The 19,429-nt window shown below is 73.1% G+C and carries 13 protein-coding genes and 2 pseudogenes; 6 read left to right on the forward strand and 9 right to left on the reverse strand.

The genetic code is table 11. The annotated features are described in order from the left end of the window. Positions 1 to 47: 47 nt before the first annotated feature. From IE217_RS08830 to IE217_RS08850, 5 genes are all read right to left on the reverse strand, one after another. On the reverse strand, positions 48 to 1,049 hold the full coding sequence (locus IE217_RS08830) for a proline racemase family protein (RefSeq protein ID WP_190177187.1): 1,002 nt from the start codon (positions 1,047 to 1,049) through the stop codon (positions 48 to 50). A 2-nt stretch (positions 1,050 to 1,051) separates the two neighbouring features. Then, positions 1,052 to 1,948 (reverse strand): dihydrodipicolinate synthase family protein, encoded by an 897-nt coding sequence (locus IE217_RS08835; RefSeq protein ID WP_190177188.1) that lies wholly within the window; start codon positions 1,946 to 1,948, stop codon positions 1,052 to 1,054. A gap of 85 nt (positions 1,949 to 2,033) precedes the next feature. Next, complete coding sequence (locus tag IE217_RS08840) at positions 2,034 to 3,491, reverse strand: FAD-dependent oxidoreductase (RefSeq protein WP_190177189.1); 1,458 nt, start codon at positions 3,489 to 3,491, stop codon at positions 2,034 to 2,036. Beyond that, positions 3,484 to 3,801, reverse strand: coding sequence for a (2Fe-2S)-binding protein (locus IE217_RS08845; protein ID WP_190177190.1), 318 nt, complete (start codon positions 3,799 to 3,801; stop codon positions 3,484 to 3,486). Before IE217_RS08845 ends, IE217_RS08840 begins: the two co-directional genes overlap by 8 nt. Beyond that, a complete protein-coding gene (locus IE217_RS08850) occupies positions 3,798 to 4,964 on the reverse strand; it encodes an NAD(P)/FAD-dependent oxidoreductase (protein ID WP_190177191.1) in 1,167 nt (388 codons plus the stop codon). The genes IE217_RS08845 and IE217_RS08850 overlap by 4 nt, the downstream gene beginning before the upstream one ends. Positions 4,965 to 5,120: 156 nt before the next feature. Here IE217_RS08850 and IE217_RS08855 point away from each other — a divergent pair, with 156 nt between their 5' ends. From IE217_RS08855 to IE217_RS08865, 3 genes are all read left to right on the forward strand, one after another. Continuing rightward, complete coding sequence (locus IE217_RS08855; protein ID WP_190177192.1) at positions 5,121 to 6,788, forward strand: aldehyde dehydrogenase (NADP(+)); 1,668 nt, start codon at positions 5,121 to 5,123, stop codon at positions 6,786 to 6,788. A gap of 56 nt (positions 6,789 to 6,844) precedes the next feature. Continuing rightward, positions 6,845 to 8,146: a PP2C family protein-serine/threonine phosphatase gene (locus IE217_RS08860; protein WP_229865130.1), complete on the forward strand. Its 1,302-nt coding sequence runs from the start codon at positions 6,845 to 6,847 to the stop codon at positions 8,144 to 8,146. Positions 8,147 to 8,286: 140 nt separating this feature from the next. Then, a complete protein-coding gene (locus IE217_RS08865) occupies positions 8,287 to 10,614 on the forward strand; it encodes an APC family permease (RefSeq protein ID WP_229865131.1) in 2,328 nt (775 codons plus the stop codon). A 19-nt stretch (positions 10,615 to 10,633) separates the two neighbouring features. Here IE217_RS08865 and IE217_RS08870 read toward each other — a convergent pair whose 3' ends face one another. Further along, positions 10,634 to 10,996, reverse strand: coding sequence for a DUF488 domain-containing protein (locus IE217_RS08870; RefSeq protein ID WP_190177194.1), 363 nt, complete (start codon positions 10,994 to 10,996; stop codon positions 10,634 to 10,636). A gap of 334 nt (positions 10,997 to 11,330) precedes the next feature. Continuing rightward, positions 11,331 to 11,483: pseudogene (locus IE217_RS35345) on the reverse strand (hypothetical protein); the annotation flags it as partial. Between IE217_RS35345 and IE217_RS35350 the strand changes: the two are divergent. Then, positions 11,427 to 11,666: a DUF2249 domain-containing protein gene (locus IE217_RS35350; RefSeq protein ID WP_190177419.1), complete on the forward strand. Its 240-nt coding sequence runs from the start codon at positions 11,427 to 11,429 to the stop codon at positions 11,664 to 11,666. The pseudogene IE217_RS35345 and the gene IE217_RS35350 sit on opposite strands and share 57 nt — an antisense overlap. Before the next feature lie 12 nt (positions 11,667 to 11,678). Here the strand turns inward: IE217_RS35350 and IE217_RS08885 are convergent, their stop codons facing one another. Both IE217_RS08885 and IE217_RS08890 read right to left on the reverse strand, forming a co-directional pair. Then, on the reverse strand, positions 11,679 to 13,145 hold the full coding sequence (locus IE217_RS08885) for an extracellular catalytic domain type 1 short-chain-length polyhydroxyalkanoate depolymerase (RefSeq protein WP_190177195.1): 1,467 nt from the start codon (positions 13,143 to 13,145) through the stop codon (positions 11,679 to 11,681). 343 nt (positions 13,146 to 13,488) lie between these two features. Further along, complete coding sequence (locus IE217_RS08890; protein ID WP_190177196.1) at positions 13,489 to 14,505, reverse strand: zinc-dependent alcohol dehydrogenase family protein; 1,017 nt, start codon at positions 14,503 to 14,505, stop codon at positions 13,489 to 13,491. A gap of 210 nt (positions 14,506 to 14,715) precedes the next feature. On the opposite strand from IE217_RS08890, the pseudogene IE217_RS08895 reads away from it, so the two are divergent. Both IE217_RS08895 and IE217_RS08900 read left to right on the forward strand, forming a co-directional pair. Beyond that, a pseudogene (locus tag IE217_RS08895) lies at positions 14,716 to 14,925 on the forward strand (MmyB family transcriptional regulator); the annotation flags it as partial. 265 nt (positions 14,926 to 15,190) lie between these two features. Next, positions 15,191 to 19,405, forward strand: coding sequence for a beta-galactosidase (locus IE217_RS08900; RefSeq protein WP_373297974.1), 4,215 nt, complete (start codon positions 15,191 to 15,193; stop codon positions 19,403 to 19,405). Positions 19,406 to 19,429: the final 24 nt, after the last annotated feature.

Raw genomic sequence — 19,429 nt, forward strand, 5'->3', positions numbered from 1 at the left:
GCCATCCCCGTGCGCCGCGCGAGCGGCCCGCGGGGGCCGCCGCGGCGCTAGAGGCTGAAACCCGCCGGGTAGGGGTCCGACGGATCGAGCAGGTACTGCGCGGTCCCGGTGATCCAGGCCCGGCCGGTGACGGACGGGAGGATGCCCGGCCGGTCCCCCACCGTGGTCTCGCCGAGGACGCGCCCGGTGAACCGGGAGCCGATGAACGACTCGTTGACGAACGGCTGCTGGACCGGCAGCAGCCCGCGCGCGTGGAGCTGGGCCATCCGGGCGCTGGTGCCCGTGCCGCAGGGTGAGCGGTCGAACCAGCCCGGGTGGATCGCCATCGCGTGCCGGGAGTGCTCCGCCGTCGATCCGGGGGCTTCCAGATAGACGTGGTGACAGACGTTGATCGCGGGGTTCTCCGGGTGGACGACCGGGTTCTTCGTGTTGATGGCGTCCATGACAGCGAGGCCCGCGTCCAGCATCCGCTGCTTCTCCGCCCGGGCGAAGGGGATGCCGAGATCCTCCAGGCGCACGAAGGCGTAGAAGTTGCCGCCGTAGGCGATGTCGTAGCGCACCTGCCCGTACCCCGGCACGTCCACGACCTGGTCCAGGGCGTGGCAGTACGAGGCGACGTTCTCCAGGGTCACCGACTCGGCGTGCCCGTCGCGCACCTGGACGCGGGCCGTGACGAGCCCGGCGGGTGTGTCGAGCCGGACCAGGGTCTCCGGCTCGGTGACCTCGACCATGCCGGTCTCCACGAGCACCGTCGCGACGCCGATGGTTCCGTGCCCGCACATCGGCAGGCAGCCCGAGACCTCGATGAACAGCACTCCGAAGTCGGCGTCCGGCCGGGTCGGGGGCTGAAGGATCGCCCCGGACATCGACGCGTGCCCGCGCGGCTCGCACACCAGCAGGGTGCGCAGGTCGTCGCGTTCGGCGACGAACCGCTGCCGCCGCTCGAACATCGTCGAGCCGGGCAGCACCCCGACGCCTCCGGTGATCACCCGGGTCGGCATGCCCTCCGTGTGCGAGTCGACGGCGTGGTAACAGACCTTCGAACGCATCGTCAGCGCACCCCGCTGTCGATCAGGGCCTGGGTGGCGGCGCGCACGACGGCCTCCGTCTCGGGGGTGAGCGGCTGCCGGGGCGGGCGGCACACGCCACCGCGCCGGCCGGTCATCTCCTGGCCGAGCTTGATGGCCTGGACGAACTCCGTCCTGCTGTCCCACCGCAGCACCGGGTGGAGTTGACGGTAGAGCGGCAGGGCCGTCTCCAGATCACCCGCGACCGACGCCTCGTACAGCGCGAGGCAGGCCTCGGGGAAGACCTGCGGATAGCCGGCGACCCAGCCCTTGGCGCCGGCGATGGCGACCTCCAGCACGGTGTCGTCGGTGCCGATCATGAGGTCCAGGCCGGGGGCGAGTTCGGCGATCTCGTAGCAGCGCCGGACGTCGCCGGAGAACTCCTTGACGCCCACGATGAACCCTTCGGCGTGCAGCTTGGCCAGCAGCTCCGGACGCAGGTCGACCTTGGTGTCGATGGGGTTGTTGTACGCGGTGACGGGCAGGCCGACGGAGGCCACCATCTCGAAGTGCTCCAGGAGCGCGCGGTCGTCGGCGCGGTAGGCGTTGGGCGGCAGGCACATGACGGCCTGGCAGCCCGCGTCCTTGGCGAACTGTGCGTGGCGCCTGGCCTCGACCGCGCCGTAGGCGCCGACGCCCGGCATGACGGTGAAGCCCTCGGGGGCGTTCGCGACGGCCGTCTCGACGACGCGGTCGCGCTCCTCGGTGGTCAGGGTCTGGTACTCGCCCAGCGAGCCGCTCGGCGCGACGCCGTGCAGCCCCCGCTCGGCGAGCCAGGCGACGCTCTCGCCGTACGCGCCGAAGTCGACCGCGAGGTCGGCGTCGAACGGCAGGCTCGTGGCGACGATGACGCCGTGCCAGGGCTTGCGGGTCCCGGTCATGATTGCTCCTTGTCGATTGCTGCTGCTTCGCAGTGCTTTTTCGTTTCGCCAGGTCGGCGAGTCCGTTTCACCGGGGCCGGTGAGTTCATTCGGTGCGGGCCGGCGAGTTCCTCCGGTCGAGGTCGGCGAGCGCACCGAGCGTGACGGGCGTCGCGACCAGCCGTTCGGCGGGCGTGTAGGGACGGCCCCGACCGGCGAGGCAGTGGACCGTCGGTCCGCACATCCGCCCCTGGCACCAGCCCATCCCGGCCCGGGTGAGCTGCTTGACCTGCCGGTGGTCGGGCGCCCCGCCGTCGGCGCAGGCGGCCCTCACGGCACCCGCGGTCACCTCCTCGCAGCGGCAGACGACGGTCTCGTCGGTCAGCCACTCGGACCAGGCCTCAGGGAGGGGATGGGCGAGGGCCATCGCCCGGGCGAAGGCGCGTTGCCTGGCCACGGTGGCCCGTACGGCGGCCAGGCGCTTCGCCCGCGCCGCGGGATCGCCCGGTACGGGAGCCGTCCCCGCGTCGGCGAGCACCGACTCGGCGGCGAGCCGGCCCTCGGCCACCGCGAGCGGGGCTCCGCCCACACCGCACACCTCGCCCGCGGCGTAGAGTCCGGGGACGGTGGTGCGCTGGCCGTCGTCGACGGCGACGACCGCGTTTCCGTCGTCGGAGGCGGTGAGGTCGCAGCCGAGGGCGACGAGCAGGTCGAGCTGGGGCGCGAACCCCCAGCCGATGCCGACGGCGTCGACCTCGATCCGGCGTTCGGTGCCCGGGCGCGGGCTGCCGTCGGCCGCCAGTGAGGCGATCCGGACCGCTGTCACACGCTCGTCTCCCTCCGCGCGGACGATCGCCGTACGGGGGCGGACCCGGACCCGGTGGCGGGCGAGCGCGACGGCGTACCCGGCGCCTTCGCCCCACTTGCCCGGGTTGCGCAGCAGCGGACCGGGGTGGCGCAGCCATGCGAGCGGGTTCGCCGCCTCGCACACCGCGACCACCTCGGCTCCGCGCGCCGCCAGCCCGGCGGCGACCGGAAGCAGGAACGGGCCGGTGCCGCCCAGCGCCACCCGGCTGCCGGCCGTGACACCGCCGCCCTTGAGGAGCGCCTGCAGGCCGCCGATGGTGAGCACGCCGGGCAAGTCCCAGCCGGGGAAGGGCAGTTGGCGGTCGTAGGCGCCGGTCGCCACGAGCAGTCTCGGCGCGCGCAGCACCACCGCCGTCTCGGCGGGCGCCTCGCGCCGGTCGGCCGCGTGGACCGCGAACCCGTCGTCCTCTCGGACGGCGGACCACACGTGGTGCGCGGTACGCAGGTCGAGCCGTCCCGCGGCGCGGGCCGCCGGCAGGGCGTCGGCCAGGGCGCGGTACTCGCGCAGGCCGTGGTGCAGGTCCTCGGTCGGGATGGCCGCTCGCGCGTGCTCCGGGGGGTGCCTCCAGTACTGGCCGCCGACGACCGTGCCGGAGTCCACGAGCGCGACGCGCAGCCCGCCGGCCAGGGCCGCGGCCGTCGCGGCCAGGCCGGCCGGGCCCGCGCCCACCACGATGAGGTCGCTCTGTTCAGTCATCGTCGCCTTCCTCGGTCGTCGCGGTCGTCGCGGTCGCGGCGGTCGTCGCGGTGGCGGCGGTCGTCATGGTCTCGCCGGTCGTGACGTTCATTCCCGGGCGGGCCGGCACCACGCAGGCGCGTTGGCCGCCGGCTCCGTCGATCGTCACGAGGCAGTCGAAGCAGACGCCGATCCCGCAGAAGACACCCCGCGGGCGATGCCCGACGCGGGTGGTGCGCCAGGCGACCCGGCCGGCGGCCACGAGGGCCGCGGCCACGGTCTGCCCTTCGGTGAAGGGCACAGGGCGGCCGTCGATGCTGAACTCGCTCACCGCGAGGCACCTCCCAAGGTGAGGAAGCGGTCCGGCAGGAGGCCGGTGTGGGCGGCCGGGTCGGCGCCGCGCCAGGGGCGGCCCAGGAGGTGGGCCGTCACCAGCGCGCCGGTCCCCGGTGCGAGGCCGATGCCCGCGCCCTCGTGGCCGCACGCGTGCACGACGCCCGGGACCCGGGGGTCGGGGCCGACGACCGGCAGATGGTCGGGGCAGTACGGCCGGAAGCCGCGGTAGGCGCGGATCATGTGGACCTCGCGCAGGAAGGGGAACAGCCGGCACGCCTGCGCGGCGAGCCGGGTGACCACCGCGGGGTTCATCGTCGTGTCGAAGCCCACGCGCTCCCGGCTGGCGCCGATGAGGACGGTGCCGCCGCGGGTGCCCTCGACCACGCAGGAGGTCTCCAGGCCGGCGTCGGACGAGGCGACGTTGGCGACGTAGTCGGCCGAGTAGACCTTGTGCCGGACCAGCGGCGGCAGGGGTTCGGTCACGAGGACGAAGCCCCGGCGCGGCAGCACCTCGACGGGGGCGCCGAGGCGGCGGCCGACCTCGCCGCCCCACGTCCCGGCCGCGTTGACGACGGCGTCGGCGGGCAGGAGGTCCCCGGCCGCCGTGCGGACGCCGGTGATCCCGCCGTCCTCGCCGGTCACGGCGGCGGCGACCTCGCCCGTGTGGAAGCGGGCGCCGTGCCGCACGGCGGCGCGCAGGAGTGCGGCGGCCGCGAGGACCGGCTGCACCTGGGCGTCCTGCGGGTAGTGGACGCCGCCGGGGATGCCGGGGGCCAGGTGGGGTTCGAGGTCGTGGACGCGGTCGACCGGTTCGGCGCGGACACCGGCCGCCTCCTGCCGGACGGCGAGGGCGCGCAGCGCCGCGAGGCCTTCGGCCGTGCTCGCCACGACCAGGCCGCCCTTGGGCTCGAACTCCAGGGTGTCCGGCCCGAGTTCGCCGGCGGCCTCGTCCCACAGGGCGCGGCTCAGCCGGGCCAGGTCGAGTTCGGGGCCCGGCTGCTTGTCGGAGAGCAGGACGTTGCCCTCCCCGCGGCTTGTCGTCCCGCCGCCCACGGGACCCCGGTCGACGACCGTGACGTCCATGCCGGCCAAGGCGGCGTGGAAGGCGCACGCGGCGCCGACGACGCCCGCGCCCACGACGACGACCTTCTGGGTCACCAGCCCCTCCTCCTCTGTGCAATGTCACATGCCATTGCCTAGGCTATACACCTGATCGCCCCGAAGACAACGACGTCGTCGGCGTGACTTCCGCGAGACATTCCGTCCCGCGTGCGCCGCGCGGCCTGCGCGGACTGCCGAAAGGAGCCGGAAACGATGAGAGGGCCGAGAACGATGGACCACACGCAGCTGACCGGGAACTCGATCGTGGCCGGCCGTGACGTTCCCGGGGAAGGCCCGGGCTGGCGCGGCGCCGTGGCCGCGACGGGGGAACCCCGGGGCCCGTGGCTGCGGGACGCCTCGCCGGAGCACGTCGCGGACGCCGCCCGGCTGGCCGCCGCGGCCGCGCGGGACTTCCGCACCCTGCCCGCGCCCCGGCGGGCCGCGTTCCTCGACGCCTGCGCCGAGGAGATCGAGGCGCTCGGCGACGGCCTGCTGGAGCTCGCGTCGGCCGAGTCCGGGCTGCCGAGGGCCCGCCTGACCGGTGAACGCGCGCGCACCTGCGGGCAGTTGCGCATGTTCGCCGCCCTGGTGCGCGGCGGGGAAGCGCTCGGTGTCCGCGTCGACCCGGCGCTGCCTGAACGCCTTCCGCTCCCCCGCCCCGACCTGCGCCTGCGCAGAATCCCCCTCGGCCCGGTCGCCGTGTTCGGCGCGAGCAACTTCCCGCTGGCCTTCTCCGTCGCCGGCGGGGACACCGCGTCCGCTCTCGCCGCGGGCTGTCCCGTCGTCGCCAAGGCGCACCCGGCCCACCCGAGCACCTGCGAGCTGGTGGCCCGTGCCGTCACCGCGGCCGCGGAGCGCACCGGCATCCCCGCCGGGGTCTTCTCGCTGCTGGTCGGGCGCGGCATCGACGTCGGCCAGGCGCTGGTGCGCGATCCGCGGATCACGGCCGTGGGATTCACCGGTTCCAGGGCGGGCGGACTCGCGCTGTTCGAGGCCGCGAACGCCCGGCCGGTGCCCATCCCGGTCCATGCGGAGATGTCGTCGGTCAACCCCGTGATCGTCCTTGAGGGCGCGCTGACCGACCCCGCGGCGCTCGCCGCCGCGTACGTGACGTCGCTGACCAGCGGCGCGGGCCAGTTCTGCACGAACCCGGGCCTCCTGCTGCTCCCCGCGGGGGACGCGGGGGACGCCTTCCGCGCGGCCGTGGCCGAGTCGGTGTCCGGTACTGCGGGACAGGTCATGCTCACCCCGGGCATCGCCGAGGCCTACACCAAGGGGTGGGGCCGGTGGGCGGCCGTCGACGGTGTCTCCGTCGTGGCACGGGGCGTGCCCGCCGAAGGCCCGTACGCGCCGGGCCCCGTCGTCCTCGAGTGCGACGCGGCGGCCTACGCGGCCCACGAGGACCTCGCCGGTGAGGTCTTCGGCGCCGCCGGACTCCTCGTACGGTGGTCCGGAACCGACGAACTGCTCGCCCTGCTGGACGGACTCGAGGGCCAGTTGACGGCCAGCCTGCACGGAGGCGACGCCGACCTGGCGACCGCCGGGCGTCTCCTTCCGGTCCTGGAGGAGCGGGCGGGGCGCATCCTGTGGGGCGGCTGGCCGACCGGGGTCGAGGTCTGCCACGCGATGGTGCACGGCGGACCGTGGCCCGCGACCTCCGCTCCCGCCACGACCAGCGTCGGCACCCTGGCCATCGACCGCTGGCTCCGCCCGGTCTGCTACCAGTCCTTCCCGGACACCCTCCTCCCCGAGGAACTGCGCGCCGCCAACCCCCTGGGCATCGCCCGCCTCGTCGACGGCACACCCGAGCCGGGCGCCGCCATGGACGATCACCGCGACGGTGTGCCGCCGCGGTCGGCCTCCGGCCCGGGCGGCGCGTAGTGTGACAGGGCAGGACGACGTGCCGAGGGCGTCCGGTGGTGCCGGGAGGAAGCACCGTGGTGCACAACCCGTGGCAGAGGCGGGGGCGGGACCAGGTGCGGGACGGCCTGGCCGTACGGCCGCCGCGGCGTGCGCTGGACCGGCACGGGCTGCGGCACCTGCTGGACGCGGTCTGGGTGGTCGGCGCCGACATGGACACCCGGACCGTGCTGCGCCGCATCGTGGAGGCGGCCACCGACCTGGTCGCCGCCCGGTACGGGGCGCTGGGGGTGCTCTCGGAGACCGGTGAGGTCACCGACCTGATCACCGTGGGCATCGACGACCCGCGGCTGTGCGCCGCCATGGGCCTGCCGCAGGGCCACGGCCTGCTGCACACGATGGTCGACGACCGGGAGCCCCTGCGGGTGGCGGACGTGGCCGGGCATCCGCGTTCCGCCGGCTTCCCGCCCGGGCATCCGGTCATGAAGACGCTGATGGGGGTGCCGCTCATGGTGCGCGGCACCGTCTACGGCGACCTCTACGTCGCCGACAAGTTCGACGGCACGCCTTTCGACGACGATGACGAGGGCCTGCTGACGGCTCTGGCGAGTGCGGCGGGCGTCAGCCTGGAGAACGCCCGTCTGTACGAGCAGCTCAAGCGCGCCGCCGAGCACTTCCAGCGCCGTATGCTGCCCGTCCTGCCCGACCTCTCACCGCTCGAGGCCGCGGCCCGCTACGAACCCGCCTCCGAGCTGCCCAGGCTGGGCGGGGACTGGTACGACGCCGTGATCCTGCCCGACGGCTCCACCTGCGTGGTGGTGGGAGACGTGACCGGGCACGACGTCGAGGCCGCCCCGCTCATGGGCCAGCTCCGCAACATGCTGCGGGCGCTCGCCTTCGACCGCGACGAGCCGCCCGGCCAGGTCGTGTCCAGGCTGGACCGCGCCCTGACGATGTTCGACGACCCGCCCACGGCCACCCTGGTGCTCGGCCGGATCGAGCACGGCCACGAAGAAGGCGGGCGGTACGGGTTCAGGTGGAGCAATGCCGGGCATCTGCCGCCGCTGCTGGTCGGCGCGGACGGCGGCACGCGCTACCTCGCGCCCGCCCGTCACGGAATCCCGGTGGGCATCGATGCGTCCGTCTCCCGGTTCAGCCACGAACACCCCCTGCCGCCCGGCAGCACCCTGCTGATGTTCACCGACGGACTGGTCGAGCGCCGCGGCCAGGACATCGACACCGGCCTCGACGACCTGGCCGGACAGGCGGCCCCCCTGGCCACGGCCCCACTGGACGAACTGTGCGACACGCTGATCAGCCGGAGCCGGCAGGTCTTCGACGACGACGTCGCCGTACTCGCCCTGCGCGTCCCCCGGTGAGGACCGGCCACCTGTGAGGGTAGGCACCCCAGGGGAAGCAGTGGCCCCGTACAGTGTGTCCCCGGCGTGGGAGTGAGGCGGCAGGCGTGGTCGATGCTCAGGGGCCGGTACGGCCGGGGTCGCCCCCGGTGAGGCCGGGGTTGCCGGAGTCGGCGGGCTACGCCCTCAAGCGGGTCCTGCTGGGCCGCCCGCTGGTCACCGAGCAACTGCGGCGCGAGCGGCTGTCGAAGAAGGTCGCCCTCGGAGTGCTCTCACCCGACGCGATCTCCTCCTCGGCGTACGGCCCGGAGGAGGTGCTGCTGGCGCTGCTGCCCTACGCCGGTGCCGCGGCGTTCACCCTGGTGCTCCCGATCACCGGGGCGATCCTGGTGATCCTGGTCCTGGTCGCCGCCTCCTACCGGCAGGTGGTGACCGTCTACACCCGGGCCGGCGGCTCGTACGTGGTGGCGCGGGAGAACTTCGGCCCGAAGACCGCCCAGGTGGCCGCGGCCGCGCTGCTCATCGACTACGTGGTGACCGTGGCCGTGCAGTCCTCGGCGGGCACGGTCGCGGTGGTCTCCGCGCTCCCCGCGTTCGGACCGTACAGCCTGGAGATCACCATCGGGGTGGTCGTCGCGCTGTGCCTGGCGAACCTGCGCGGGATCAGGGAGGCGGGAGGCCCGTTCGCGCTGCCCACCTACCTGTTCTCCGTCCTGGTCGGCCTGGTGATCATCGTGGGGATCGTCAAGTGGGCCACCGTCGGGCTGCCCGTCTACGACCCGGCCCACCTGCCCGGCACCGTGCCCGTGCACCAGGGGTCGGGCCTGGTGGAGGGCGCCACGGTGCTGGTGCTGCTGCGGGCCTTCGCCAACGGCGGATCCTCGCTGACCGGCGTGGAGGCCATCTCCAACACCGTCTCCGCGCTGCGCAAACCCGAGGGGCGCAACGCCCGCACCGTCCTGACCGTCATGGCCTGCATCCTGGGGTTCCTGATCGCCGGGGTGTCGCTGCTGGCGCACTTCACCCACGCCACCCCCTACACCGCCGGATACCCCTCGGTGCTCTCCCAGGAGGTCCGCGCGGTCTTCGGGTACGGCGCGACGGGGCACGTCCTGTACGCGCTGGTGCAGGCCGCCACGGCGCTGATCCTCTTCACCGGCGCCAACACCAGCTTCAACGGCTTCCCCTTCCTCGCCAGCTTCGTCGCCGAGGACCGCTTCCTGCCCCGCCAGCTGACCAAACGCGGTCACCGCCTGGTGTTCTCCAACGGCATCATCACGCTCACCGTGCTGGCCGTGGCCCTGCTCGCGGTCACCGGCGGCACGGTCAACGCCCTGATCCCCTTCTACGCCATCGGCGTGTTCACCGGCTTCGCCATGGCCGGGTACGGCATGACCAAGCACCACCTCTCCCACCGTGAACCCGGCTGGCGGCGCAAACTGGCCGTCAACTGCGCGGCGGGCGTCCTGTCCACCCTCGTCGTCGCCATCTTCGCCGTCGCCAAGTTCACCGAGGGCGCCTGGCTGGTCGTCGTCGTCTTCCCGCTCCTGGTCGCGGTGCTGATCCGCGTCAACCACGAGTACCGGGCCGAGGCCGCCATCCTCGAGGAGGTGCGCGGCAACCCGGTGAAGCAGACCAACTACTCCCGCCACCACGTCTACGTCTTCGTCAACAGCGTGGACCTGGCCGTCCTCGAAGCCCTGCGCTACGCGCGCAGCCTGCGCCTGACGGACGCCGAGGCGGTGCACTTCATGCTGGACGCCGCCCACGCCCAGCATCTGCGCGCCCGCTGGGACGAGCTCGGCATCACGGCCCCGCTGAAGATCGTGGACTGCCCCGACCGGCGCCTGGTCCACGCCGCCGCGCAGTTCATCCTCGAGGCCGCGGGAGAGGGCGAGAACACCGGTGTCACCGTGCTGCTGCCGCGGCGCGGCTACTCGCCCCTGTCCGGGCGGCTGCTGCACGACCGCACCGCCGACCGCATCGCGCACGCCATCAATCATCTCCCCCAGGCCGTCGCCACCATCGTCCCCTACGACGTCCAGGCCCGGATCCGGCAACGGTTCCCCCGGCCGGCCGAGGAACGCCTCGCCCGCCGCGTCGAACGTCTCCGCGACCGCCTCGCCGGTACGCCCCCCGAGCCCCTGACCGAGCACAACGCGCCGCACTCCCGGCCGGACACCACTCCCATCGCCTCCGTGGAGCCGGGGCGCCCGGTCACCGTGGACGGCAGACTGCACAGCCTCACCGACGAGGAGCGCGGCGACCGGCGAGTCCTCCTCGCCACCCTCACCGACAGCACCGGCAGCCTCAGCCTCGAATTCCACGCCGCCCACCCCGACCTCGCGGCCGGGCAACTACTGCGCCTGACCGGCCGGGCGCACACCCGCGCCGGCGACGGGGCACTGGTGATCAGCGACCCCGGCTACAGCATCGTGAAGACCACCGGCGAGGAGCCGGACACGCCCGGCGGTGACGACCGGGGCTGAGGACGCCTCACGCGGGCGGTCAGTCCTTGTCCGCCAGCCATTCGGCCAGTACGGCGGCCTGGCTGTGGTCCACGTCCCGGGTGGCGGTCAGCAGCGTCAGCCTGTCGTGCGCCGCGATGTCCCGCAGGTGCTGCGCCGCCTGCCGGTGCCCCGCGTCGCGCAGTTCGGCCAGGTAGCGGCGGCGGAACTCGGTGAAACGGCTGGGCTCGTGGCCGTACCACTTGCGCAGATCGGTGGACGGGGCGACCTCGCGCAGCCATTCGTCCAGGTGCGCCTCCTCCTTGCGCATGCCGCGCGGCCAGACCCGGTCGACCAGGACCCGCCTGCCGTCGGCGGGAGTGGTCTCCTCGTAGATCCGCCGGTAGGTGATCTGCTTGGCCATGACGGCACCCTCCGCACCAGATCGGCCGCCCCGGCCCGGAGCCGGCGGACGGCTCGTAGCACACCGCGTACGAGTGGTTCTGCCGCACCCAGTCTATCGGCGGACCGCACCCGCTCACCGGGCGACCAGAGTGCCCGTCGCGCCGCGTTCGGCGTCGGCGATGCGGCGGGTGGTGAAGGTGTAGGTGCCGGGCCCGGGCAGGGTGAACTCCACGAAGCCGCCCTCGCCCGGCTGGAGGTCCAGCGTCTGGGCCGCGCCGTGGGCGGCGTCGCCGGGCTTCGACTGGTACGCGCACGACGGCCCCGGCGCCGACGTCGACGCCGTAGACCAAGCCCAGGTTGACGACGTCGACGCCCAGTTCGGGGTCGATCACGTCGCCCAGCAGGTCGAGCACCAGATGACAAGGGCTCTTGCGAGCGAGGGAAGGACCATGACCACAGCCAGTACCGAGCTGGACGTCCGCCAGGAGATTCCCGCACGCCGGCACGAACTGATCTTCACCACCTACGGCTCGCTCGCCGCCGGTGAGCACTTCGTCCTGGTCAACGACCACGACCCGAAGCCGCTGTACTACCAGTTCGCCGCCGAGCACGCCGACCAGTTCACGTGGGAGTACCTGGAGCAGGGCCCGGAGGTGTGGAAGGTCCGTATCGGCCGCACCGCCGGCTGACCGGCCGCCGCTTCAGCAGCCGGAGTCCGCGAGGACGAAGTAGCCCGGGGAGGTCTCCTTCAGGGTGTGGACCACGGCGACGTTGTAGAGGCCCAGGTTCTGGTCGGAGCCGTTGGCGTAGGCGTAGCCGGCGCTCTGGTGGGCTCGGCCGGCGCGGACCTGGTCGTAGTTGTTGTCGGTGTAGCACCTGGGCGCGGCTCCGGTCGTCGTCGCCGTGACCTCCGCGGAGGGCGTTCCCTCGGCGCCCGAGGAGTCGACGGCCGCGACGGTGTAGCCGTAGGAGGTCGCGGCGGTGAGGCCGGTGTCGGTGTACGTGGTGCCCGTGGCGGAGCCGGCCTTGGTGCCGTCGCGGTAGACGGTGTAAGAGGCGGCGCCGCTCACGGGGTTCCACGACAGGGAGACGCCGGTGTCGGTGGTGCCGGTCACCGTGAGGCCGGACGGGGCGGGCAGTGAACCCGTGCCGCCCTGGCCGCCACCGGTGTCCAGGCCCCAGAACTTCGCCGTGTAGTAGCTGGAGCAGATGTAGTCCAGGTAGTAGGGGCCCGTGCCGCCGCACTGGTCGGCGCCCGAGCCGGGGTGCACGGCCAGGCCGTGCGCCATCCCGGAGACCGAGAACAGCGCGACCGCCGGCCTGCCGCCGCTGTCGCCGTAGTCGCTCTCCGTGGTGCCGCCGGTCAGGCCGCGGGTGCCGGACGGCGTCTGGCCGATGCCCCACACATCGGTCCACTGGTCGCGCAGCTCACCGCCGTTGACCGGGGCCACGGTGGTGTCGGCGGAACCCTGCCAGATGGCGACCCGGGGCCACGGGCCGGCGTACCCCGGATAGGAGCCGCGCACCTTGTCGCCCCACTGCTTGGGGGTCAGTCCCTGGTCGCTGTACTGGCAGCCGGAAGCGGCGGCCTGGGTGGTGGCGCACTGGGCGGGGAGGCCGGAGTCGACGGAGCCGCCGGCGAACACGTCGGGGTAGTCGGCGAGCAGGTCCGCGGCCATGCCGCCGCCCGCGGACAGTCCGGTGACGTAGACCCGGCCGCGGTCGGAGCCGTACCGGGCGACGGCGCTGTCCACCATCTGCTTGACCGAGGCCGCCTCGCCCTTGCCCCGGGCGTCCTTGGCCGAGTCGAACCAGCTGAAGCAGGACAGGCTGTTGTTGGCCGTGCCGGTCTGCGGGTAGACCACGGCGAACTTCCACTGGTCGGCGAACTTCTGCCACCCGGAGTGGGCGTGGTAGTCGCTCGCCGACTGGGTGCACCCGTGCAGGGCCACGACCAGCGGGGCGTTCGCCGGGAGGCCCACGGGGGCGTACTCGTACATCGTCAGGTTCCCGGGATTCGAGCCGAAGCCGGTCACCTGCTCGAGGGTGCCGGCCGCCGACGCGGGCGGGGCGAGCGGGGTGACGGCGGTCAGGGCCGCGGCGAAGGCGCCGAGGGCGGCGGCCGGCGCGGTGCGCCGGAAGAAACCGTGCCGGACGGAGTGAGACATGGGTGCGACTCCGGGGAGAGGTGGGGAGAGGGGAGGCGGGAGGACGCGGCACGGCCCCGCCGCCCCGTTCCGCCTCACCGGCCCCTGTTGCCCACCGGTCCCTCGCGGCCGACGCGGCACCGGGCCGCGCCCCGGCCCGCTGTCGTACGGCTTGCTCGAAACGGACCGTACGACCGGTCGGTCCACCCCCGACATGTGACCGGCACCCAGCAACCGAGCGCCCGCCATGGCCGCCGCACCCATGGTGCCGGGCGGGCGGCGGCCGGGATCAGGCGAGGGTCAGTGGCCTTCCCTGGGTTCAGGGGGACGGTGGCGGGCCTGCTGCCACGCGAGTCCGTGCGGGTCAGGGCTTGAGCAGCGTCTTGATGGCGCGGCGCTCGTCCATGGCCCGGTAGCCCTCGGCGACCTCCTCGAGGGGCAGGGTGAGGTCGAAGACCTTGCCCGGGTCGATCGCGCCGGTCAGGACGCGGTCGATCAGGTCCGGCAGGTAGCGGCGCACGGGCGCGGGGCCGCCGCGCAGGCCGACGTGGGAGAAGAACAGTTCCTGTCCGTCGACGGCCACGTCGTGGGGTACGCCGACGAAGCCGACGCTGCCGCCGGGCCTGGCCGAGTGCAGCGCCTGCCGCATGGCCTGGGCGGTGCCGACGCACTCCAGGACCGAGTCGGCGCCGATGCCGCCGGTGAGGTCCCTGATCCGGGCGACGCCCTCCTCGCCGCGCTCGGTGACGATGTCGGTCGCGCCGAACTCGCGGGCGAGCTTCTGCCGGGGCTCGTGGCGGCTCATCGCGATGATCCGCTCGGCACCCATCTCCTTGGCCGCGATGACCGCGCACAGCCCGACCGCGCCGTCGCCGACCACCACGGCGGTGGAGCCGGGCCGTACCTCGGCGGCGTCGGCCGCCCACCAGCCGGTGCCCATGACGTCGGACACGGCCAGCAGGCCCGGCCAGAACTGCTCGCCGGGCACCTCCTCGGTGGCGACCAGGGTGCCCTGCGCGTTGGGGATGCGCACGTACTCGGCCTGGCACGTGCTCATGAACTCGCGGTTGAGGCAGTTGGACTGGAAGCCGTTGCGGCAGTTGGGGCAGGTGTTGTCCGAGGTGGCGAACGAGCCGACGACGAACTGGCCCGGCCGGACCGCGGTGACCTCGCTGCCGGTTTCCTCCACGAAGCCGACGTACTCGTGCCCCATCGGGTGCGCGCCCTCGGTGGCGTCCAGACCGCGCCAGGGCCACAGGTCGGAGCCGCACACGCAGGTGACCGCCGTGCGGATGACCGCGTCCGTCGGCTTGAGGATCCTGGGGTCGTCGAGGTTCTCGAAGCGCACGTCGCCAGGGGCGTGGATCACTGCTCCGCGCATGGGAAGTCCTTACGTGTTCGGGGCGGGCCGCCGGTCCGGCGCCCGGTGCGGCCGTGTGCGGCCGCGTTCGCGGGCGCGCGCGGGCGGTCTCGCCGGACAGGACGCGCGTCCCGGGCGGCACTCCCGGTGCGGCGACGTGGCGCGGGCCGCGGCCGGGAAGGGCCACGTCCTCCAGGTAACCGGTTTCGCGCGCGGGGAACGAGTTACGGGCGAGAGGTGTACCGCCAGTACATCCCTGCGGCGGCGCGCAGGCCGCTGGACGCCATCACGGCCGGGCCCGCGTTCGTGCGCAACGCCCGCATGGACGTCCTGGCCTCCAACCAGCTGGCCCGCGCCTTCTACAGCGACCTCCACACCTCGCCCGCCAACCAGGCCAATCTCGCCCGGTTCAACTTCCTCGACCCCGCTTCCCGGCGCTTCGCCGAGCCCGGCTCCGCCTCGGAGGAAGGCCGGCCGGCCGGTTCGCCGGCGCGGCAGACCAGCGGCTGAGGCGTCGCGGCGGCCTCCCTGGGCGGGCCCGAGCGCCCCGGACGATCCGGAACTCGGCACGGCGTTCCAGGACCGCCTCCCGCACGCACTGGCCGAACCATTGCGGCTGTGTTCTCCCGCCCCATTGTGTTGTATCTTGCGCGGCTCTACTGTTCGACTTTGCCTGACCCTGTTGGAAGTTGATTGTTCAGCCGGTATGGAGGCCGCAGTGCGGAGTGCTCGGATCGGTTCAGAAGCTGCGAGACCCGGCCGCCGCCGGTGGTGGAGGACGGTGCTCTCGGCCGCCGCGACCGTCGCCCTGACCGCGGGGATGACGACGGGCGCGGCCGCCGGCGTCGCCGCGCCCGCCGCCGCGCGGGGCGCCGGAGGCACGGCGCCGCCCGCCACGGCTCCCGCCGCCGGCCCGCGGGCGCACACGGTGAGCCTCGACGGCTACTCGTTCCTCGTCGACGGCAGGCGCACCTACCTGTGGTCCGGCGAGTTCCACTACTTCCGGCTGCCGAGCCCGGACCTGTGGCGCGACATCTTCCAGAAGATGAAGGCCGCCGGCTTCAACTCCACGTCCCTGTACTTCGACTGGGGATACCACTCGCCGAAGCCGGGTGTGTACGACTTCACCGGGGTGCGTGACGTCGACAGGCTGCTCGACATGGCCGAGGAGGCCGGGCTCTACGTCATCGCGCGCCCGGCGCCGTACATCAACGCGGAGGTCGACAGCGGCGGCCTGCCCGGCTGGATGACCACCAAGGCAGGGCGCAACCGCAGTGACGACCCGCGGTTCCTGAAGTACGCGGACGAGTGGCTGACGCGGATCGACCGGATCATCGCCCGCCACCAACTGACCAACGGCACCGGCTCGGTGATCGCCTACCAGGTCGAGAACGAGTACTACAACGGCTCGGACGCCGGCCGCTCGTACATGAAGCACCTGGAGGACAAGGCCCGCGCCGACGGCATCACCGTACCCCTGACCGGTAACAACAACGGCACCTTCAACTCCGGTACGGGGGCCCTGGACGTCGACGGCCCCGACTCCTACCCGCAGGGCTTCAACTGCTCGACGCCCTCGAAGTGGAGCGGCGTCCCCGACATCAGCTACGACCACCCGGCCGGCAAGCCGCTGTACTCGCCCGAGTTCCAGGGCGGCGCCTTCGACCCGTGGGGCGGACCGGGCTACGACAAGTGCGCCCAGCTCATCAACGACCGGTTCGCCGACGTGTTCTACAAGCAGAACATCGCCGTCGGCGCGACCGCGCAGAGCTTCTACATGACCTACGGCGGCACCAACTGGGGCTGGCTGGGTATGCCGCAGAACTACACGTCGTACGACTACGGGGCCGCGATCCGCGAGGACCGCCAACTCGATCCCAAGTACTACGAGGACAAGCTGATCGGGTACTTCACCCAGTCCGTGGCCCCGCTGACCAAGACCGAGGCGATCAGGGCCACGCCGCCGGACGACTCCGCGGTCGTCGACACCGCCCGGATGAACCCGGACACCAAGACGCAGTTCCATGTGCTGCGCCACGGCGACTCCACCTCCACGTCGGCCGACAGCACCCACATCTCGCTGGACTTCGACGCCCAGCCTTCCGCCGACACCACCTACACCTGGGACGACCCCGACTCCGCGCTGCGGTACGCCGGTTCGTGGTCGCACGTGGCCGACCAGAGCTACACCGGCGGCGACTACAAGCACACCGAGTCCTTCTCCAACAAGGCCGGCGACTCGCTCACCGTCCCCTTCGACGGCACCGCGATCCGCTGGATCGGCTCGAAGACCGACAACCACGGTTTCGCCGACGTCTACCTCGACGGCGCCAAGGTCGCCACGGTCGACGACTCCGGCGGCGAGAACCAGGCGGTGATCTTCCAGAAGACCGGCCTGCCGGCCGGCGCGCACACCCTGAAGATCGTCGTGGCCGGACGCCACGGCTCCTCGTCCACGGACGACTTCGTGGCCGTCGACGCCATCGACGTCCCGACCGGTGACGCCGCCAAGGAAGCGACCTACCCGGTCGTGCCCCAGCAGCCGGGCACCGCGATCACGCTCGACGGACGCGACTCGCACGTCATCGTGGCCAACTACCGGCTCGGGGACACGCAGTTGCAGTACTCGACGTCGGAGATCATGACCCACGCGGCGATCGGCGACCGGGACGTCGCCGTGCTCTACGGCGATCCGGGCAGCGACGGCGAGACCGTCCTGCGCTACGCCGCCAGGCCCACGGTGACTTCCAGCGGCGGCCCGGTCATGACCACCTGGGACCCGGCCACCGGCGACCTGCGGCTCGACTACACCCACAAGGGCCTGATCCGCGTCAGCGTCAGCGGCGACGGCAAGCGCCCGCTGCTGCTGCTCGTCGGCGACAAGGCCACGGCCAGGACGTTCTGGCGCCAGGACACGGCGACCGGCCCGGTGCTCGTGCGCGGCACCCACCTGCTGCGCACGGCAGCGAGCGGGGACGGCGGCCGCACCGTGGCGCTCACCGGCGACAACGCCGACGACAAGGACATCGAGGTGTTCACCTCCGCCCGCCATGTCAGCTGGAACGGACGGGCGTTGACCACCAGGACCACCGCAACGGGCAGCCTCACCGGGCAGATACCCGTCGCGGCCCCGGTGCGCCTGCCGGCCCTGACGAACTGGAAGCACGCCGAGGAGTCCCCCGAGGCGGCCCCCGCCTTCGACGACTCCGGCTGGCAGGTCGCCGACAAGATGGCCACCAACAGCGTCTCCGGCGTCAACTCGCTGCCGGTGCTCTACACCGACGACTACGGCTTCCACACCGGCAACACGTGGTACCGCGGCCGCTTCCACGCCAGCGGCAAGGAGACCGGCGTCCACCTGGTCTCGGACTCCGGCGGCAAGGCGCAGGCGTTCTCCGCCTGGCTGAACGGCACCTTCCTCGGCAGCTCCACCACGGGCGGCGCCGACCTCACCTTCCCGGCCGGCTCGCTGAAGTCCGGGTCGGACAACGTCATCTCCGTACTCACCGTGAACATGGGCCACGAGGAGGACTACAACTCGGCCAACGGCAACAAGGCCGCGCGCGGCCTGACCAGCGCCTCCCTCACCGGCGCGCCGCTGACCACCGTCACCTGGCGGCTGCAGGGCGTGCGGGGCGGCGAGGACCCGCAGGACCCCGTGCGCGGGCCGCTGTCGACGGGCGGCCTGTACGGCGAGCGGGCCGGCTGGTCCCTGCCGGGCTACCCGGACGGCGACTGGAAGCGGGTGTCCCTGCCGGCGAACGACCCCCGTCCCGGGGTCTCCTGGTACCGCACCGACGTGACCCTGGACCTCCCGCGCGGCCAGGACACCTCGCTCGGGCTGACGTTCACGGACGACCCGTCGCGCAAGTACCGGGCCACGATCTTCGTCAACGGCTGGCAGGTCGGCAACTACGTCAACTACCTCGGCCCGCAGCACACGTTCCCCGTCCCCAACGGCATCCTGAACCCCAACGGCCGCAACAGCGTCGCCATCGCCGTGTGGAACCTGGACGGCGGCACCGGCGGACTGGGCCGGGTCTCGCTCACGGATTACGGCAGCTACGCCTCGTCCCTGCGCGTCGCGCAGAACCGCAGCCCCGGCTACGACCGCGAGAAGTACGCGATGCCGAAGCGCCCCGGAGCGGACGTCACCCTGAACGCGCCGGGCACCGCCCAGTCGGCGCGGGCCTTCACGGCCGAGACGACGGTACGGCTGCCGGAGAACGGACCGTCCGCCTCCCGGCTGACGGCCTCACTGTCCGCGCCCGAGGGCTGGACCACGACCGCCACGAGCCCCACGTCGGTCGAGCACCTGCGAGCGGGCGCCTCGGCCACCTTCACCTGGAAGGTGCGGCCGCCGGACGGCACACTGCCCTCCGCTTCCGCCCTCACCACCACGGTGCACTACACGCAGAAGGGACGGCAGGGCGTCGCCGGCGACGAGCGCATCGTCGGCGGGATCCCGCCGGCTCCCCCGGCCGGGCAGAGCGCCGTGAGCGACCTGCCGTTCCTGTCCTCCACCAACGGTTGGGGTCCGGTGGAGCGCGACACCAGTGTCGGCGAGCAGGCGTCCGGGGACGGCCGTCCCCTCCGCATCGCCGGCGTCGCCCACGCCAAGGGCCTCGGCACCAACTCCGTCAGCGACGTCCAGCTCTACCTCGCGGGCAAGTGCTCCCGCCTGACGGCGGACGTCGGCGTCGACGACGAGACGGGCGGCGCCGGCACGGTGACCTTCTCCGTGATCGCCGACGGCAAGACCCTGGTCACCACGCCGACGATCCGCGGCAGACAGGCCGCGGTGCCGATCGACGTCGACCTGCGCGGAGCCGAGGTCGTCGACCTCAGGGTCGGCGACGCGGGCGACGGCAACGGAAGCGACCACGGAGACTGGGGGACACCGACACTGACGTGCGGCTAGGCCGCCGGGTGGGGCCCGGTGACG

Source organism: Streptomyces naganishii JCM 4654 (genome assembly GCF_014650575.1).
Lineage (GTDB): Bacteria > Actinomycetota > Actinomycetes > Streptomycetales > Streptomycetaceae > Streptomyces > Streptomyces naganishii.

Coding starts and splice junctions, on each gene's coding strand:
- IE217_RS08830 (WP_190177187.1), bottom strand. CDS start 1,049: ATGCGTTCGAAGGTCTGTTACCACGCCGTCGACTCGCACACGGAGGGC.
- IE217_RS08835 (WP_190177188.1), bottom strand. CDS start 1,948: ATGACCGGGACCCGCAAGCCCTGGCACGGCGTCATCGTCGCCACGAGC.
- IE217_RS08840 (WP_190177189.1), bottom strand. CDS start 3,491: ATGACTGAACAGAGCGACCTCATCGTGGTGGGCGCGGGCCCGGCCGGC.
- IE217_RS08855 (WP_190177192.1), top strand. CDS start 5,121: ATGAGAGGGCCGAGAACGATGGACCACACGCAGCTGACCGGGAACTCG.
- IE217_RS08870 (WP_190177194.1), bottom strand. CDS start 10,996: ATGGCCAAGCAGATCACCTACCGGCGGATCTACGAGGAGACCACTCCC.
- IE217_RS35350 (WP_190177419.1), top strand. CDS start 11,427: ATGACCACAGCCAGTACCGAGCTGGACGTCCGCCAGGAGATTCCCGCA.
- IE217_RS08885 (WP_190177195.1), bottom strand. CDS start 13,145: ATGTCTCACTCCGTCCGGCACGGTTTCTTCCGGCGCACCGCGCCGGCC.
- IE217_RS08890 (WP_190177196.1), bottom strand. CDS start 14,505: ATGCGCGGAGCAGTGATCCACGCCCCTGGCGACGTGCGCTTCGAGAAC.
- IE217_RS08900 (WP_373297974.1), top strand. CDS start 15,191: ATGGAGGCCGCAGTGCGGAGTGCTCGGATCGGTTCAGAAGCTGCGAGA.